Source organism: Ethanoligenens sp., assembly GCF_047718355.1.
Lineage (GTDB): Bacteria > Bacillota > Clostridia > Oscillospirales > Ethanoligenentaceae > Ethanoligenens.
In genome coordinates this window covers 1-18,840 of the sequence record NZ_JBDNLG010000005.1, presented here as the reverse complement: position 1 = coordinate 18,840, position 18,840 = coordinate 1, and the positions used below count along the sequence as shown (strand labels likewise).

16 protein-coding genes are annotated in these 18,840 nt (G+C 42.7%); all 16 read left to right on the top strand.

The features are described 5' to 3' along the window. The first annotated feature begins 220 nt into the window (after window positions 1-220). The 16 genes from ABF463_RS01400 (at window position 221) to ABF463_RS01325 (ending at window position 18,654) form a co-directional block, all read left to right on the top strand. Window positions 221-1,153 (top strand): hypothetical protein, encoded by a 933-nt coding sequence (locus ABF463_RS01400; protein ID WP_415531749.1) that lies wholly within the window; start codon window positions 221-223, stop codon window positions 1,151-1,153. Continuing rightward, window positions 1,146-1,772: a hypothetical protein gene (locus ABF463_RS01395; protein WP_415531748.1), complete on the top strand. Its 627-nt coding sequence runs from the start codon at window positions 1,146-1,148 to the stop codon at window positions 1,770-1,772. Before ABF463_RS01400 ends, ABF463_RS01395 begins: the two co-directional genes overlap by 8 nt. Before the next feature lie 47 nt (window positions 1,773-1,819). Beyond that, window positions 1,820-2,020, top strand: a complete 201-nt coding sequence (locus ABF463_RS01390; RefSeq protein ID WP_415531747.1) for a helix-turn-helix domain-containing protein — start codon at window positions 1,820-1,822, stop codon at window positions 2,018-2,020. 57 nt (window positions 2,021-2,077) lie between these two features. Next, a complete protein-coding gene (locus ABF463_RS01385; protein ID WP_415531746.1) occupies window positions 2,078-2,467 on the top strand; it encodes an AAA family ATPase in 390 nt (129 codons plus the stop codon). Beyond that, complete coding sequence (locus tag ABF463_RS01380) at window positions 2,394-3,641, top strand: AAA family ATPase (RefSeq protein WP_415531745.1); 1,248 nt, start codon at window positions 2,394-2,396, stop codon at window positions 3,639-3,641. The genes ABF463_RS01385 and ABF463_RS01380 overlap by 74 nt, the downstream gene beginning before the upstream one ends. A gap of 67 nt (window positions 3,642-3,708) precedes the next feature. Next, a complete protein-coding gene (locus ABF463_RS01375) occupies window positions 3,709-5,814 on the top strand; it encodes a type I restriction-modification system subunit M (RefSeq protein WP_415531744.1) in 2,106 nt (701 codons plus the stop codon). Window positions 5,815-5,826: 12 nt separating this feature from the next. Next, complete coding sequence (locus ABF463_RS01370) at window positions 5,827-7,071, top strand: restriction endonuclease subunit S (RefSeq protein ID WP_415531743.1); 1,245 nt, start codon at window positions 5,827-5,829, stop codon at window positions 7,069-7,071. Further along, complete coding sequence (locus ABF463_RS01365) at window positions 7,068-7,469, top strand: hypothetical protein (protein ID WP_415531742.1); 402 nt, start codon at window positions 7,068-7,070, stop codon at window positions 7,467-7,469. The genes ABF463_RS01370 and ABF463_RS01365 overlap by 4 nt, the downstream gene beginning before the upstream one ends. Continuing rightward, window positions 7,466-10,435 (top strand): type I restriction endonuclease subunit R, encoded by a 2,970-nt coding sequence (locus tag ABF463_RS01360; protein ID WP_415531741.1) that lies wholly within the window; start codon window positions 7,466-7,468, stop codon window positions 10,433-10,435. Before ABF463_RS01365 ends, ABF463_RS01360 begins: the two co-directional genes overlap by 4 nt. Before the next feature lie 11 nt (window positions 10,436-10,446). After that, entirely contained in the window at window positions 10,447-12,837 is a 2,391-nt protein-coding gene (locus ABF463_RS01355) for an AAA family ATPase (protein ID WP_415531740.1), read from the top strand. Continuing rightward, the gene (gene mcrC / locus ABF463_RS01350; RefSeq protein ID WP_415531739.1) at window positions 12,834-13,898 is read left to right on the top strand and encodes a 5-methylcytosine-specific restriction endonuclease system specificity protein McrC; all 1,065 of its coding nucleotides are present in this window, start codon (window positions 12,834-12,836) and stop codon (window positions 13,896-13,898) included. The genes ABF463_RS01355 and mcrC overlap by 4 nt, the downstream gene beginning before the upstream one ends. A gap of 28 nt (window positions 13,899-13,926) precedes the next feature. Continuing rightward, the gene (locus ABF463_RS01345; protein WP_415531738.1) at window positions 13,927-15,861 is read left to right on the top strand and encodes a hypothetical protein; all 1,935 of its coding nucleotides are present in this window, start codon (window positions 13,927-13,929) and stop codon (window positions 15,859-15,861) included. 671 nt (window positions 15,862-16,532) lie between these two features. Then, window positions 16,533-17,006: a hypothetical protein gene (locus ABF463_RS01340; RefSeq protein WP_415531737.1), complete on the top strand. Its 474-nt coding sequence runs from the start codon at window positions 16,533-16,535 to the stop codon at window positions 17,004-17,006. A 94-nt stretch (window positions 17,007-17,100) separates the two neighbouring features. Further along, the gene (locus ABF463_RS01335; RefSeq protein WP_415531736.1) at window positions 17,101-17,331 is read left to right on the top strand and encodes a recombinase family protein; all 231 of its coding nucleotides are present in this window, start codon (window positions 17,101-17,103) and stop codon (window positions 17,329-17,331) included. Beyond that, window positions 17,249-17,731: a recombinase family protein gene (locus tag ABF463_RS01330; protein WP_415531735.1), complete on the top strand. Its 483-nt coding sequence runs from the start codon at window positions 17,249-17,251 to the stop codon at window positions 17,729-17,731. Before ABF463_RS01335 ends, ABF463_RS01330 begins: the two co-directional genes overlap by 83 nt. 383 nt (window positions 17,732-18,114) lie before the next feature. Beyond that, window positions 18,115-18,654: a GNAT family N-acetyltransferase gene (locus tag ABF463_RS01325; RefSeq protein ID WP_415531734.1), complete on the top strand. Its 540-nt coding sequence runs from the start codon at window positions 18,115-18,117 to the stop codon at window positions 18,652-18,654. Window positions 18,655-18,840 lie beyond the last annotated feature (186 nt).

Sequence of the window (18,840 nt, the reverse complement as noted above, 5' to 3'; positions counted from 1 at the left end):
CATTGTTTTTCGGGTTAGAGCGTTGTATAATGGTTTAGTAGTGTTTAGGGTGAGTTACGAAATCCATTTGTTCTCTCTAAGCCACTGTATACGAGCAACAAAAAATGCCCCTGCGATTTCTCACAAGAGCAATGAAATAGTTCGCCGAGTTTGCCAGCCATGCTTCGCATAGTTGGCTGGAGTTCGCCGAGTTAGTTTTTAGAAAACATGGTGAAAATCTATGACAAGCACAGTAAAACAGCGCCTTTGCGGCGGCACTTTCTTCACATTGTTTTTACGCGCAAGAAAACCCTTGCGTGGAGCAAATGAATACTATACAGGAAATCCAGAGCCATATTCTGAACCCATGGCTCTGTTTGCCTTATCCAAGGTTATAGTTACTGATTGGAAAAGCATATTTGCATACGCCGATAGCACTGTTAGTGGGAATACTTCGGAATATAAGACCTGTAAAAACGAAGGCGGCTCGATATACCCTTTTGGTGATGATGCAGCATTGACCTCATTTGGTGAACGTGTCAAAGAAAGCTATCCTGCTGTATTATCCGAAATGTGCAAGGTTATAGGCTTGCTCATTGACACAGGCAGCATGAAAAAAGATGAACGCCTTGTTAAGGAACTTATCGCGTTAATTGGGGTCGATGATTCCATCAAGAACAGTCAACCTTTCTATGTTTTGGAGAATGGCGATGCTATAACGAAAGCTGATCTTCTCCAAGCAACGAATATATGCTTGCAGCCATTTTTATTAGGCGTTTGGTATTTCGCAGTAACACGTTCGGAGAAGAATACTTTCGGTAAAGAAACAATCGATTTGTGGTGTCCATCAACCGGGGGCGGAAAACGCGAGTATAAAGGTAACCTTGAAAACCTAATAACAAGGAATATCACGCTAACCTATCGCGAGCCCTTTAAGGAAAGTGCATATGCCGAAATTGTTGATAACCCCTTGGTAGACGAGCCTCTAACAAGTGATGAACCTCGTAGCGAAGAACAATCAACAGAAAAAGAACCTGCCGCATCCAACTTGACGCAGCAGGTTATAAACAACAATCCGACATTCTTCAATTTCAACGTATCCGGCAATAACAACAGTTTCTATAATCACGTAGATACAGTGAATATTAAAAACGGAGGACAAAAAGATGAGTGAAAAACTTCAGCCGATCTCATCGGCCATCCTTCCGTCAAGCGGAGCTTCGACAAATATAACTCTACCCGGCGATGGGAACACACTGATTGCCCAAGCAAATGTGGTAAACATGAAAAGCGTTTATATTCCTGTTGTTCAGGCAAACGGTGTAACACTACCGACAAGACGGACTATAAATGCGGATTATTATAATCTTTTCATCATCGGCGATGAAACATTTACTGGAGGATATTTTATCGTACCGAAGAAGTGCGCATTAACTGAAAGCATAGCACCAGAATTGAAAGCCTTGTATGCAAAACTCGATATGGATGCCGTTGCAACGATTAAAACCTTCCCGGCCATATTTGCAGGCAAAAACCATCAGTATTGTTGTGCGGGTGGGAATCAAGAAGCATACCTCGGATTTGTAAACGATATAAGCATTCAGGACAACGGTATTAGGGTTTCTTTTCATCTGCTGTATGCAATTCCCCAGAGACGATTGAATGAACTTGCTTGTGAAATTTCAATTGATAGTGCTTCGGCGTTCAATGAATTCGACAGTACACATTGGACAATTAAGCGGATAAACATAATAGAAAAACTGCGTAACGCAGGTTTGGATACACTGCTTTAAGAAAAATATCCATACCGAAACAGATATACACATTATGGAGGTTCAAAATGAGCAGCGAAAAAGAAAATATTGTTACTGAAAAGTGGGTAAACCTTGAGGATATTGCAGAATATCTCAGTGTGAGCAAGGACACTGTCCGCACATGGATGCGGGAAGGCAAACTCCCCGTCAACAAAGCTGGAAAGAGATATAAGTTCAAAATTTCCGAAGTTGATGAATGGGTACGAAAAGGAAAAATCAAAGACTAATAGACAACAAATCATATTTCATAAATACTGACCAATCTCGGTGGAAGGAGAAAAATTATGACGCCCAAAATGCCATCCGCAATCAAAAAAATAACGCTCAATACACCCACCTTCAACGGAGACGTGGTTGAGCCAACCTTTATCAATTTTTTCTATGGGAGAAACGGTGCCGGAAAATCAACAATAGCTCAGGCTATAGGATCTAATACTGGCATAGATTGGCAGGATGGAAAATCCGCCGCAGACTACGATATCTTGGTTTATGACCAAGACTTTATAAACAGCAATCTGCAAAACTACGGGAATCTCGCAGGTGTGTTTACCGTATGTGATACGAATATAGAGATTCAAAAGCAAGTTGAGCAGAAAACCGTTGACAGAACCTACGTCTGTCGTGGCTCTCGAGGATACGGATTCGCTGCTTATCGAAATAGGTACGCTTATTGACGAAATCAATCGTCAAATAAATGCAAACAACGATGTTGTGAACGACAAAAAGGCAAAAAAGACAGCTTCGATAAATCAGGTGTGGGAGCATCTTGCTTTCACGCTGAGTGCGGATGTAACAAAATATAAGGCAGAACAGGCTAAGTTACAAAAAGAAGCCGATGAACTGACATCCAAAGCAACCGCTGCCCGCCGTGCTTTCAATACAGCGACAGGAGAGATTGCCGAACTCAACAAGCAGGTAGTAAATACACAAGCCGCCATTGCCAGCATAAATGCCCTTCTGAAAGATTCTGGCTTCCAAGGCTTCAGCCTTCGTGAAAAGAAAGACACCCCGAATGTTTATGAGGTTATCCGTGAAGACGGAAGTATCGCGGTAAAGCTGAGTGAGGGTGAGCGAAATTTTATTGCTTTTCTATATTTCTATAATCTTGTTCGCGGCAGTCACAGCAGCGACGAAGTAAAAGACAAAATTGTGGTTATTGATGACCCGGTTTCCAGTATGGATAGCAATACTCTGTTTATTGTCAGTGCCATCATTCGTGAAATGGTCGAGGTCTGCTATAACAATACCGATTATCGCGGACAAACTGTTCAGGGCGACTACATAAAACAGATATTTATCCTTACGCATAATGTGTACTTCCACAGAGAAATTACATATCGTCAGGTCGGCCGTTACAAAAGCGTTTCGTTTTATATGATACATAAAACTGATAATGTATCTACGGTCAAGCTTTGTGACCGCGAGAGCGAAAGCAGTCCGACTGAAAGAGAAAACTATAACCCGGTTCAAAATTCCTACGCGGCGCTGTGGGACGAATTCCGAGCACTGAAATCCACCATTCCGTTGCTCAATGTAATTCGTCGTATTCTTGAATACTACTTCCTGCAGCTTTGCGGTTATGAAGGGACCAACATCCGCAAGCTCGTTCTGGATGATAATAAAGATAAATTCGTAACGCCCGTAGAAGGCGGTAAGCCGGACTACGAAAAATATCAGCTTGCTTCGGCAATGCTGACATATATCAACAATCCGCAGGGCATCAGTGACGGCTTGAATTATGTTGAGGATTGTGTCGATGCCGAGCAGTATAAATCGGTGTTCAAGCTCATTTTTGAATCGCTGCATCAGGAACAGCATTACAATATGATGATGGGCATAGAGGCGTAAGTCCTTTTTATGGGACAGCCGTTAATACAAAATTAAAACAGGCGAGCGCCTGAACGGAGGAACTATTATGGTTGATAAACAAGCAATAGATGCAATGTGGGACGATAGCCCCATTGATGTTTCCACAGAAGTAAACTTTATCTGGTCTATCGCAAACAAGCTGCGTGGTCCGTACCAGAGTGATAAATATAAGGATGTCATCATTCCGATGACTATCATCCGCCGTTTTGAGTGCGCCCTTGCGCATACGAAAAAAGCGGTCGTCGATAAATTTAACGCTGATCCCACCTATCCTGCAAAGGCAATGTATCGCATTTCCGGCTTTCAGTTTTACAATACCAGTGGGTATGACCTAGCAGAGCTGGTAAATGATGCCGATCATATCGCAGCCAACTTTAAAAGTTATATTCAAGGCTTTTCTGCCAATGTACAGGAAATTCTGCTCTCTGCGGAAAAGGGTCTTGATTTCTATAAGCAAATCGACAAGATGGATAAAAACAATCGTCTGCTTAGTGTCGTCAAAGCTTTTTCGGAGCTTGACCTTGATCCGCGTACCATTGACAATGTGAAAATGGGATATATTTTCGAAGAGCTTATCCGTAAATTCTCTGAAAATGCCGAGGCCGGCGACCACTACACTGGCAGGGATATCATCAAAACGATGGTCAATATTCTGCTGGCAGAGGGCTGCGACGACATTTTTGATGACGGCAAAGTTATCACGATACTCGACCAAGCCTGCGGTACAGGTGGTATGCTTTCCACCGGCTACAATTTCATCAAGCGTTATAACCCCTCCGCAGACGTCCGGCTTTTTGGGCAGGAAATCAACCCGGAATCCTATGCCATGTGCCTTGCCGAGATGCTCATTAAAGGGCAGAACTCCGAGAACATCTGTTATCAGGACACCATGATAGATGATCGCTTTAAGGATACGGAGATGCGCTTCGTGCTCGAAAATCCGCCGTTCGGTACGGCGTGGGGCGGCAAGGACGCTGCCGAAGGCGTTGAGAATGCCGTAAACGAAGAATATAAAAAAGGCTTTGACGGACGCTGGGGCGCGGGGCTTCCCGGTTCCGGCGATATGCAGATGCTGTTCTTGCAGTCGGCAATTGACAAAATGGACAAGCACAACGGACGCGCTTCCATCATACAAAACGGCAGTCCGCTGTTTTCTGGTGGCACAGCATCCGGCGAAAGCCAGATCCGCCGTTGGTTGCTGCAAAGTGACCTGATCGAGGCGATTATTGCATTGCCAACTGACCTCTTTTACAATACCGGTATTGCTACATATATTTGGGTGCTATCAAAAAACAAACGTGCCGAGCGCAAGGGCAAAATCCAGTTGATTGACGCTTCCGGCATCTATCACAAGCTCCGTAAGGCGCTGGGTAACAAGAGAAACGAAATTTCCCCGGAAGACCGCTCTGCCATTACACGGCTATATGCGGACTTCAAGGAAAACGAGCTGTGTAAAATCTATGATAACGAGGAATTCATCTACCGTGAATATGCCGTGATGCAGCCGCTTCAACGCAGCTACGCCATCACAGAAGAACGCATCCAGCAAATGCTTTCCAAAAGCGCGCTTAGTTCTTTGTATGACGAGGGAAAAGTCAGCGAACTGGAGAATTCCGAAGAAGAGCTGTCTGGCAAGAATGTAAAAAAGCTGGAGGATTATCAGAACAATAAGCCTATATTTGATGGCATCATTGCCGCACTAGAAGCCGACGTTTCCGAGAAGGTCTACCTTTCCCCAGCTGCGTTTCTACCGGTGCTAACAAAGGTGCTATCTTCCGCAACCGCAGACAAGAAGTTGATTGAAAAAATCGCAGATGGTCTTTCAGTCATGGATAAGAACGCCGAAATTCAGCGTGACAAGAAGGGCGAAATCATTTATGACAAGGAATCCAAGGATACTGAAATCGTAAAATATGGGGAGGACATTGACACCTATATGGCGCGAGAAGTCCTGCCTCACATCCCCGATGCGAAAGCATTTTTTGAGGAAGATTTAAGCAAGAAAAAGCCGGTCATCAAGACTGGTGCAGAGATTCCATTTACTCGCTATTTTTACAAATATCAGCAGCCTACCCCCAGTGAAGAGTTGGAGGAACGCTTTGTAACGCTTGAGAAATTAGTAAATGAGCGCGTTACAAAGTTGTTTGATTAAGGCGGTGATGATATGAGAGAGATGAAAGATTGTGGGATAGCATGGGTGCAAGAAATACCTTTGTCATGGAATATTATGCCAAATAAGTACCTTATGTTTAAATTGAAAAATGTTTGTCCAGTTTACAATGGCGAAGATATCCTTTCACTAACTATGAAGGGTGTAATAGTACGAGATTTAGATGCTGGCGGTAAAATGCCTTCATCTTTTGATGGCTATCAAAGAATAAGTGCTGGAAACTTGTTGATGTGTCTATTTGATATCGATGTGACCCCAAGATGTGTCGGCTTAGTAAAGCAAAATGGTTTAACCAGCCCAGCATACAGTCAGTTTGTATTGAGAGAAAATGCGAATGCGGCATTTTATTGCTACTATTATACAATGCTAGACATGGACAAAACTCTACTTCACTTAGCTAAGAATCTAAGACATTCGCTTACTGAAGACCAATTGGGGGCAATTCCAGCAATTGTGCCGCCTTTAGATGAACAGCAGCGTATCGCAGATTTTCTCGATGATAAATGTGCCAAAATTGATGCATTAACCGCCGATATCCAATCGCAGATTGACACCTTGGAGCAATACAAGCGGTCAGTCATTACCGAAGCGGTAACTAAGGGTTTGAATCCGGGTGCTACAATGAAAGACAGCGGCGTGAAATGGATTGGAACAATGCCTTCATTATGGAATTGCATCCGAGGGAAATACATACTGACCTATGTTCAAAAGCCAATAAGAGAAGATGATGGTGTGGTCACCTGTTTCAGAGATGGTGAAGTAACGCTCCGCACAAATCGCCGTGAAGATGGCTTTACCATGGCAGATAAGGAAATTGGCTATCAAGGTATTGATGTTGGTGATCTAGTGGTGCATGGTATGGACGGATTCGCTGGGGCAATTGGTATATCCGATTCTCGCGGTAAAGCCTCACCTGTTTTGAATGTGCTGGACACAAAGCAAAATAAACGCTACATCATGTATTATCTTCGCAGCATGGCATACGGTGATGTTTTCGTCGCAATGGCTACCGGCATTCGTGTCCGTTCTTGTGACTTGCGCTGGAATAAGTTATCCGAATTGCTTTATCCAGTTCCTTCCCTGCAGGAACAACAGGAGATTGTCGAATATATCGACAGCATGATTGATAAGGCCAATGCGGTGATTGCTGATAAGCAGGGACAGCTTGCCACTTTAGATGAATACAAGAAATCTCTCATCTATGAGTATGTCACAGGTAAAAAGGAGGTCACCGCATGAGAGTTGAATTTGCTGATTGTGAATTAGGGATTGGCGTTGCGTTATATGTCTCTGGTACCGAGTTTTTGAAAGCTGATAAGTCAAAGGATGAATTTTGTAGTCTTGCTGCAGCAACAGATGCTTTTTATAATCAACAAGGAATTGACTACCATATTGACCCAACAGACTATGATACGGTAAAACAATGGGTCAAAGCATCTGGCGCAGTAATATTCACTATAGAATCAGACCGTTATGGACACAGAAAGTGGTTTGAAATTTATGTATCTACAGATAATCGCTACAACAGAATTATCTGGTCTGATGATGGCAGAGAGTATTATTCAAAAGATAGCTCAGATTTGAAAAATACTCCGGCTAAAACTACAGCAAGGCAGAAAGGAAATCGTAACGCATGAATAAAATTCTTTCAGAAAAAGAATATCAGAAGTTTATAATGGAACGTTTGGAAAAAGACAACGGATATGTCATCCGCAAGGCTACCAGTTTCGACCGCCTGTTTTCCATAGACCGTGAGCTGCTGTTCAAATTTCTGAACGATACACAAAGCGCAACAATGGCGGCACTGCGCAAAATCTATAAAGATGACTTGGAAGAGACCATTGTCAGTTTCATTAACGCTGAGACGACAAAGGCGCGTGGCAGCCTGCTTGATATCCTGAAACATGGGATTGAAATTTCAAGCATGAAGCTGGAACTAATGTATACCAAACCGGCTACCACTTTTAATAAAGAGCTTCTCGCGAACTACGAAAAGAACATCTTCTCTGTTATGGAGGAGGTCTGGGCAAGCGACAAAGAACGTGTCGATTTGGTTATCTTTCTGAATGGCCTTGCCATCATGTCATTTGAACTCAAGTGCAATGCTGCCGGGCAGTCCTATCAGGATGCCATTTATCAATTTCGCTGTGAGCGCAATCCGAAAACGCGTCTGTTTCTGTTTAAGGCGGGGTGCCTCGTCAACTTTGCGATGGATCTAGAAGAGGTCTATATGACTACGAAGCTGTCCGGTGACTCGACCTTCTTTCTGCCGTTCAATATCGGCAATGGAAAAGGCGTTAACGCCGGAGCAGGCAATCCCACCTTCAAGGACAAGTACAGCGTATCCTATATGTGGGAGGATATTCTCACAAAGGATACCTTGCTAAACCTCATCAGCAAGTTCATATTTGTAGAAACAAAAGAAAAAGAGGATGAATTTACCGGCAAAATCAAAAAGTCTGAAAGTATCATTTTCCCGCGTTACCACCAATTAGACGTCATTCGTAAGCTATTGGGCGACGTTAGCGAAAATAAAACCGCGCAGAATTATCTGATTCAGCATAGCGCAGGCTCCGGCAAAACGAATTCTATCGCTTGGCTGGCGCACCGGCTCACGTCATTACATGACGCCGATGATAAAATCATTTTTGATAATGTAGTCATCATCACTGATCGAGTGGTGGTTGACCGTCAGCTTCAAAAGGCCATTATGGGTATGGAGCACAAGACAGGTCTTATCCGTGTGATGGACGACAAGTGCAACTCCTCCGATCTTGCAATCGCCCTCAAAGGCAACACAAAAATCATCGCAACTACAATTCAGAAATTTCCATATATCGTGGACAGCGTCGCGGGGTTGAAAGCAAAACGCTTCGCAGTCATTATCGACGAGGCGCATTCCTCCACTGCTGGAAAAGACATGGCGGCTGTCACTCAGTCTTTGGGTGTCGGTGAGCAGGATTATAACGATGTGCAGGACATAATTGCAGACGAGATTGCCCGCAACGGAAAGCAATCAAATGTGTCGATGTTTGCGTTTACTGCAACACCGAAGCCGACCACGCTTCAGCTTTTCGGGATGTTGAATACCAAGGGACAGCGCGAGGCGTTCCATGTCTACTCCATGAAGCAGGCTATTGAAGAAGGCTTTATTCTGGATGTGCTGCAGAACTATACAACTTATGATACCTTTTATCAGATAAATAAAGAAATTGAGGACGACCCCCGCTGCAAGACTTCTGATGCCAAGCGGCAGATTGCCCGATTTGTGGAACTGCATGAAACGAACATCTCACAGCGCATTGAAGTCATTGTGGAGCATTTCCGCACTTCCGTTATGACGGAGCTTGGTGGTATGGCAAAAGCGATGGTAATTACAGCTTCCCGGCAGGGCGCTGTCAAATACCGTCAGGCTTTCGAGGACTATATCACGAAAAAGGGCTACAAGGATATTCGCGCTCTGGTGGCCTTCTCTGGCAAGGTGAAGCTGCCGAACGATGATACAACCGAATACACCGAATCCTCCATGAACGGTTTTTCCGAAGATCAGCTCACGAAAGAATTTGACAAGGACGATTATCAAGTTCTGCTTGTGGCAAACAAATATCAGACGGGATTCGACCAGCCGAAGCTGTGCGCCATGTATGTCATGAAAAAGCTGAAAGGTGTTACAGCTGTGCAGACGCTGTCTCGCTTAAACCGTATCTTCCCGCCGTTTGAAAAGCACACATTCATATTGGACTTCGTAAACGACTATGCGGATATCACTGCTGCCTTTGCACCGTATTACACAACGACATTGCTATCCAATTCGGTGACACCCACAGCAATTTTTGACCTTGAAGCTAATATCGATTCTTATACAGTTCTTGACCCGGATGATATTGAGAGGGCAAACGACCTACTCTACAGCGAGAATATCACCGCGAAGGATAAGCAGAAGCTGACCTTTTATTTCAAAAAGGCGAAAAATCTGATTGAAAACTACGATGTGACCAAGCAGCAGGAAATCGTAGCTCTTATGCGCCACTTCGTTCGGTTTTATGAATTTTTGCTCCAAGTTTCCTGCTTTGAGGATGTAGACCTACACAAGAAGTACAACTTCATTACTTACTTGCTTTCTTACATCAACATCAAGCATCCTGGCGGCGGTTATAACCTTGACGGAAAAATCAAAGCAACCAATTTTGCCCAGAAAAAGGATGAGGAACATAAAAAATCTGAGCTTGTCGCGCAACCGGTTATGAAGCTTCCGACGGCCGATAGCTTTGGCTTGACCGAAGCCAAGGAAGAAAAACTCTCCCAGATTATTGCTGAAATCAACAGTCGCACAGGAAAAGCCTATGATAATGATGTCGCAGTAAAAGCAATGCTGCAAATCCGGGACATACTGCTAAAATCAGATAAACTGAAAACCAGCGCCAGAAACAACACCGTCAAAGATTTTGAGTTTTCCTATTTTGACGACATCGACGATGCCCTTATCGAGGGGCTTTCGCAGAATCAGGACTTTTTCTCGATGCTTTTGAGCAACGAAGAAATAAAGCGGCAGGTGTTAGGCATCTTCACCGATGAAATATACGTAAGCCTGCGTAAAGCCTAAGGAGGGGTATCATGTTTGAAAAATTCCGTTTGCAGGACGCTCTGGTGAAATACAAGCAGAATTTCGTTTCTAATCAATGGGGAAACGAGAAATACAAGTGGGAAGCAGTAAAATTCTTTCAGGATAATTGGAATGTGAATGCAACGAATTTTGCTGCGATGCTGACTCTCTCCCTTTCAAAAACATATAATTTGCTCGCATCCATGAACAACTTTCCGGCGCGAATGATTGAGAAATTTGCGGAAATATCTCCTGAAGAAGTGCGAGCGATGTTCATTGCTTTGTTTGACGAAGGCAAAGATGTCGTTACCAGAATTACAGATTTTAAAGACCAGTCATCCATTCTGCTCGAAAAGTATGGTAACGGCGCAGGACAGCATTATCAATACGAAAACGCCGTCAGTACCTACTTATGGCTGCGTTATCCTGATAAATACTATATTTATAAATATGGCGAGATTAAAACTGTTGCTGATGAACTCGGAAGCGATTATCGATTCAAGAAAGGCGCATATGCGGACAATTTGCGCAATTTTTATAGCTTCTATGATGAGCTATGTGCGGAAATTAAGAAAGATGAAGAGCTTGTAAGTCTGCTTAAATCCCGGCTTACGGGGGACTGCTATCCAGACCCGGAATACAGAACACTTACAATTGATGTCGGCTTTTACATCAGTCGCTACTTTTCGCAGAAAGAATCCGTAGCCACTGACGACTGGTTCCCAACAGATTACACGCCAAACATTTCTGTCGATAAGTGGGTAGAACTACTTAATGACCCCAATGTGTTTACAACCGGGAGCCTTGAAATCATGAAGCGTATGAAGGACTACGGCGGGCAGGCTACTTGTACCCAGCTCTCTATCAAATACGGTGAAACGAAGAACTTCTATAATAGCGGTTCTTCTGCTTTGGCACGTCGTATTGCAGAAAAAACCGGCTGTCCTGTAATGGATAGAGATGAAGAAAACTCTCGCTGGTGGCCGATTCTGTATGTTGGACGAAATGCTGGTAAAGATGAATCTGGTAGCTATATATGGAAACTACGAGACGAATTATCTGCTGCCCTCGATAAGGTTGACCTAAGCCAAGTGGAATTGTACGTTGCTGCAGCTCCAGGTGAAGAGGAACATGGCTATTGGTGGCTTAATGCAAATCCGAAAATATGGAGTTTTTCGGAAATTGCTGTCGGCGAAGTACAGTCGTATACACTCTATAATGACAATGGCAACAAACGTCGCATTTTCCAAAATTTCTTGGATGCAAAAGCCGGAGACATGATAATTGGCTATGAATCGAACCCGGTTAAACAAATTGTGGCGATTGGCAAAGTTAGTGCGGAACAAGATGGTGAGAAAATCTATTTTGAAAAAATCGAGGGGCTTTCCTCGCCGATTGATTATCAAACGCTGAAAAGCTGCTCTGAGCTGGAGAGAATGGAGTATTTCAGCAATCCGCAAGGCAGCTTGTTTAAGCTGACAAAGGGCGAGTATGATTTTATCGTCGATATGATTCGGGATGAAAATCCACTTGTTCAAGAAGAAAAATCAGAAAAGTATGACAAGGCGGACTTCCTTAATGAGGTTTACATGACAGAGAGCCGCTATGATATGCTGCTTTCAGTCCTGAAAAACAAAAAGAACATTATTCTGCAGGGGGCACCCGGTGTCGGGAAAACTTTTGCAGCAAAGCGCCTCGCATACTCGATGATTGGCGAAAAGGACGAAAACCGCATTGAATTCGTCCAGTTCCATCAGAATTACTCTTACGAAGATTTTATGATGGGCTATAAGCCTGTGAATGACGGATTCGAGCTAAAATATGGCATCTTCTATCGTTTCTGTCAGAAAGCTGCAAACCAGCCGGACAAGGACTTCTTCTTTATCATAGACGAAATTAATCGTGGCAACATGAGTAAAATCTTCGGCGAATTGCTTATGTTGATTGAATGCGATTATCGTGGCACGAAAGCCACACTTGCATATAACGGTTTGTCGTTTGCTGTGCCAAAGAACCTTTATATTATCGGCATGATGAATACAGCTGACCGAAGTCTTGCTATGATTGATTATGCTCTCCGCCGTCGTTTCAGCTTCTTTGAAATCGAACCGGGCTTTGACTCCGAAGGCTTTGTAAAATACCAAAATGGTTTGAATAATGAAACATTCAACACTCTTATCGAACGTGTAAAGGAGCTTAACAAGGAAATCGCACTTGACAAATCCCTCGGTAAAGGATTCTGTATTGGACATAGCTATTTTTGTGGGCAGGCCATCTGCACTGATGAATGGATGAACTCCATTATTGACTATGACATTTTACCGATGCTGAGTGAATACTGGTTCGATGACAGTGGAAAATTGCAGCGCTGGGAAAACATTCTGCGTGGTGTATTTCAATGATTAAGGATAAGAGTATCTTTATCAAGAACATATACTATATGCTTTCCTATGCATTCACCACTCTGAATCAGTCAAATTTTGAGGATGTGGCGACTGAGGAATTTGAGAATATGCACAATCTCTTTGCTGCGATTCTCTCCAAAGGCATCGGGCAGCAATTGAAGCAGGGTTTATATCGTGAGTATCTGAACAAGACGGAAAACATGGCGGTTATGCGTGGTAAAATCGATATTTCAGGCACTATCAGAAATAAAATTGCTCGCCAGCAAGTTTTGTCCTGCGAGTACGACGACCTATCAGAAAATAACCTGTTAAATCAGATTCTAAAAACAACCGTAATGATCCTGCTTCGTCTTTCAAGGGTTGATAGCGAACACAAGGATGCTCTTAAGAAAGAAATACTGTTTTTTTCAAACGTGGACACATTGGAGCCATCATCTATAAAATGGGCAACAATCCGGTTTCAAAGAAACAACCAGACCTACCGTATGCTCATCAGTATTTGCCAGCTTATTCTGCAAGGAATGCTTCAGACAACGGAACAAGGCGAATATAAGCTCGCATCGTTTGTCGATGAGCAGCGGATGTGCCGTCTTTATGAGAAATTTATCTTGGAATACTACAGCAAGGAATTCCCAGCATTGAATGTAAGCGCATCGCAGATACCATGGGCATTGGACGATGGCATCGGTACAATGCTTCCAATAATGCAAAGCGATATTACTCTTGCCAGGGGAAACGAAGTGCTGATTATCGACGCAAAATACTATACACATACGACACAGGTTCAATTTGACGTGCATACCCTTCATTCCAGCAATCTGTACCAGATATTCACCTATGTGAAAAATAAAGACTCAAAATTTGGAGAGAAACCACATAAAGTATCGGGAATGCTTCTGTACGCCAAAACCGACGAAACAATCCAGCCAGACAATGCTTATCAGATGAGCGGCAATAAAATAAGTGTGAAAACGCTGGACTTGAATTTGCAATTTGTTGAAATCGCTGCGCAGCTCAACAGAATTGTAGAAGAGCACTTTGGATTAAATGTAGTATAAAACATGGCATAAACGGGGAGGTGAAGTTATGCATACAAATCAGGATATTCATGCGTTTGCGGTGAAATGGTTTGACAAGTTCCGGAACACAAAAACTGTGTCGCGTGAAATTGAAGACCCCACTTTTGCTGACGAGTGCTCCTCGCTCGGCTTCAAAATGGACTGTGGCAAAGCCTTTGAAGAAGCCTACTCCAATAGCCATGCTTTTAACGATTATCGCGAGCTGGATAAAATAATAGATGATATTACCGATGTGGCGCTTCTTGGCTCAGGTATTTTTTCAAAATGGTGGTATTTCACACACTGGGCTGGTCCCGGTGAGAATATACTTTCCTTTGAGAACAGATCGTGGTTTATTACTGCTCTTGGCAGGCTGGAGCGTCTCGTAGCCGACGATGATACAAGCCCCTTCATTTTCGAAGGAATGGCAAGTAAAATACAGATCATTTCCAACAATATCTGCTTTGGTCCTTGTCCGTTGCCTGATGATGAAATTGAACAGCATCTTTCCATTACAGCAGACGGTAGAGTATTCTTTTCTGCATATGCCTACGGCGATGGAATAAAGCACATTAAAACAAACACAAAGAACTTCAAAATTGAAGCTGAAAAAGCTGCTTGTATTTTGAAAACCGTTGGTGATTACTTTTCCGAAGAATACGATGTGGCAGTTGTCACTGATGTTGGAGAATGGGAAATGACACTTACGAATACAGAGAATGCGTTATATCATTTTCGAGGTTCACTTTGCGCTGGGTGTTTCGAAGAGCTGGATAACATTTCCAATATAATCCGTTTCAATCTCAATATGCCTGAATTACTTGTTTTTGATGGCAGGTCAAATTCAGACAGAATTGAAAAGATTGTTATTGACTATCATCGTCTAACGAAGATTAAGCCCGGGGTCAAACCCGAAGGCGCTACATGGGAATATGCGACTTGGGACTACAGTGAACACATCACGATAGACAGAAAAAGTGAGGTCTTGGAACATATTCAAAATATCGGCACTGGCTGTCAGGTGTCTCGGAAATATCATGTTGAGGATGGTATCACATCTTTTTTAGATGATATCAACGCTGATGATTTCATGGTTCATACCGAAGGAAATCCTCCCGATGTCATCGTAAATCCACTGGAGACGAAGGATTACAAAATCACAATTGATTACCTGTATGGTGAACAGCAAATCCTGACCGGTACATTTGACAAAAACGGTCTCCCTGACGATTTCGCGGATTTTGCAAAATCCATATTTGATTTTATGTGTTTTTACGGAATGGGCGAAATCCTTGATTCGTCAGTATATGGAAAGCCTTTGCGCAAGCAGACAGATTACATCTTTTGCAATGTTCAGTTTGATGATTACGGAAAAACATATTGCTATCTGACCAATGACGACACTCTGGAAGCGGGCGATTATGTTATTGTTCCTACCGGAAAAGACAACCACGAAGTAATTGTTCAAATAGAAAGCATCGAATACCATTCTTGCGAAGATGCTCCATTTCCACTAGACAAAATAAAAAAGGTCATCAAAAAACACATTGATAACAAAAATATTGACAACGATTCCACGGATGAAGAAGACTCTATTGAATTGCCCGAAGATGCTGTGATAATGGAAAGTGAGCCGCTTTCGGGAGTATCCGTTGAAGAGTGGCGTGATATGCTTGGTGACGACTATACCGAGTCAGCTTTAGCTACATCGCTTGCGGGTGCTTGGAATGAAGCGGGCTGGTTGATGGATGAAGCTGACGATGATGATAGTACGCCCGAAATAAAAACGCGATATGAATCGTGGTGGACATTGCAGGTAGAGCTTGTCGAAAAGGTCGCCGCAATTCTGCAATGCGAATGCCAAACGCCATATATCAAGCTGGTGACGCCATTTATGGAGCGCAACGGGTATCGCGACGGCGGCAGTTGGTGGGTGAAGAAAGAAGAAACTAGCGAAAACTAACTGAGCAATTATTGTCAAGAAAGTCTGACCTCAAATCGTTAAAATTCGCAGCACCCTTAAAACCGGGAAGAGGTACATTTTATCTATAGTTTTCACTTTTGCCACCATAGATGACATGACTTGAACCACGCTATGCACTGATTTGTTTCCACGAACAGATAAAGTCATAAAATGCATTGGACATATTCCCGCGCACGGAAAAATGTACAAAATTTCCTTTGCCTTATTCCCTTGCACGGAAAAACTGCCAAATACATACCCGACATCAATCTGATGCTATCGTTCCATGTTGAGACGGTAGTATTGATGTCAAGGGTAAAAGAGTAAATGTACAGAAAACCCAGTAAGTAAGCCATTTCTGTGGTTTTACGATTTTCAAACTGCACACTCAAAGCGTGATTTTACCTGTGCATGGGAATCAGTCTATCGGATCAGTTTCCGTTGGCGAGAGGGCGAGATTGATAACAGGGTTTCACGAGGGTACAGGATGGATGTTTTTGGATTTTGATGCGTGCGTGGGAACAGGTTGAAAGTGCGGCCTATAATCCTCCTTTTTATTGGAAAAAGATAACCAAAAAACCGCTGATTTTGTGGTTATGACAACTTATCCTTCATAGTTTTTAAAGCACATCAATTACAGGTCTTATATATGTAGGGAGGGTGAAAGTATAGTGTACGGAGCAATTCTTGAAAAAGGAGAAAAGTATTATACCTATTTACGTAAAGTGTTTGATGCAATTGGAAACAAACAAAACGAGTATAACTGGCTTATCACTGACTGTGTATGCTACCCTCAAACACAAAGAATCGACGAGAAGCTTTCTCACGAATATTGCTGGTTGAGTGGAAACGAACTGACGAGTATTGTTGAAAGTGAAGATTTTCAATGGATATGGGCTGTTTTATCCGGGTTTAGTAAAGATATTCCTCTCGCCAAAGTGTTAGAAAGTCCTCTTCCGTTTGCAAATGGATACACAGGTTTTTGGAAGAATCCTGTTTCTATTCAACATCCTTTAGCCAGCCTTGAAATTGTGCCTTGGGATGGTTCGTTAACATTGTTAATCAGCAATCAGAAAGACGTAGTAGACAATTTTATGAAGGCATTTCCCCTAAGTGAGGACTTATCATTATACAATGCCACTTAAGTATGATATTAGTATTTGCCTACTTATCTTTATGCTATAATAAACATATACAACCACCAATCATCTGTAGATACTGTGATAAGGAGGTAAAGCTATGTCAGATGAGACTCCGAAATTAAAAGTGACAATGATACCGCCTGCTCTTCAGTTCCTGAAAAAGATCGCCATTTACTGCCGCGTCAGCACAACACACGAATTGCAGGATGAGAGTTTGGATATCCAAATCAAAACGATGAGGCAATTTGTGGTCTGCAATCCAAAGTGGATGTTGTACGAGGTTTATACGGACAAGGATTCCGGCGGAAACGCAGCGCGTTACGGGTGAAGCGGCAAAAGTTGTCCGTCTGATTTATAACTTATATTTAAATGGCAGCAGTATTGTTTCGATTATCCGGGAGCTTGAAAGCCAAGGCATAAAATCACCACAGGGTAAGGACACCTGGTCGAAGCGCTCGATCCAAACTATATTAACCAACAAAAAATATGCAGGGCATGTGTTGGTTGGCAAGACCTACTCAGGTGATTTCCCCAATAATAAGCAGCGACAAAATCGTGATGAGCAGGAACAGTTCTTGATGAAGAATGCCCACGAGCCAATTATTAAAGAGGAAATGTACGACCAGGCTCAAACTGAGATGCAACGCAGGAGCAATACAGAAGCTGTCAACGGCAAAACAAAACGGAAAGATACGCATTATAGCTCAAAGCAGGAGAAACAGGAGTAGTTATTTTGCTTGCAGTTGATGACATCACACGGAATGCGATGAACTTGGAAAACTTAAAATTCAAAAGACAAAACACAAAACACGCTTACAGTTCCGGATATGACTGGAGAACGAGTAATCAATCTGATTCCGCTTCTGGGGTATTTCGGCGATAACGGCGTTATTCGCTTCGCCGAAATTAGAGTGAATATTCTTGCTTTGCTGTCTAAGGCTCTGAAAGGCAAGGCAAATACGGTTGTCAATGCACTCGCTGCGGTATTCACCATTTTGTCAGTATTACTTGTCACTTCGCTTATGCTAAGTCACTGATGGGTGCGTCTCAAATAGATATCTGTGACACAACAAAAAGAAGTACGAGTGAAAATAAGGAGAGCTATCATTAAATGCATTTGATAACAGATCGATTAATCATTCGTGGTTATGAAAGAAAGGATGCCGCAGGGTTGTATGAACTCCTTGCACATCCTCCTGTACATTGTTTTATAAAAGAAAAATTGGGTTCTCTTGAAGAAGCTGAAAGGGAAGTGGAGCAAAGAGAAAATGAGGGCGAACACTTCGCAGTTTGTCTGGTTGGTACGGACCTGATGATTGGAGATCTTTTTGCCATCAAGGAAGAACCTGACACGTATTGTGTCGGGTGGAATTTTAACTTGAAATACGGTAAAAACGGTTATGCGTCCGAAGCGGCAAAATCGCTGTTTAGCTACCTCTTCCATAGCGATGCAAGAAGAATATATGCGTATGCGGAAGACGACAATATTCCGTCCCAAAAGCTCTGCGAGCGTCTTGGAATGAGAAGAGAAGGCTTTTTCATTGAGTTTATATCTTTTATCAACAATCAGGATGGGACTCCGCATTATGAGAACACATATCAATATGCCGTTCTGAAAAGAGAGTGGCTAGAGCAACAGATTTTAGCTTGACAGCAACAAAACAAGTCAATATACACTGCTTTGAAGTCAAAAAAGCACGAAAATGGAGTGATCTGCCACCCATGATTGTGCCTTTTTTATTTTTGCGCATGGATGTTTCCATTGGCAAAAAATATTTGAGATTATTTTGAGAGACCATTCCTTGACAAAAAGTAATTAAGTGCTAATATATTAAGT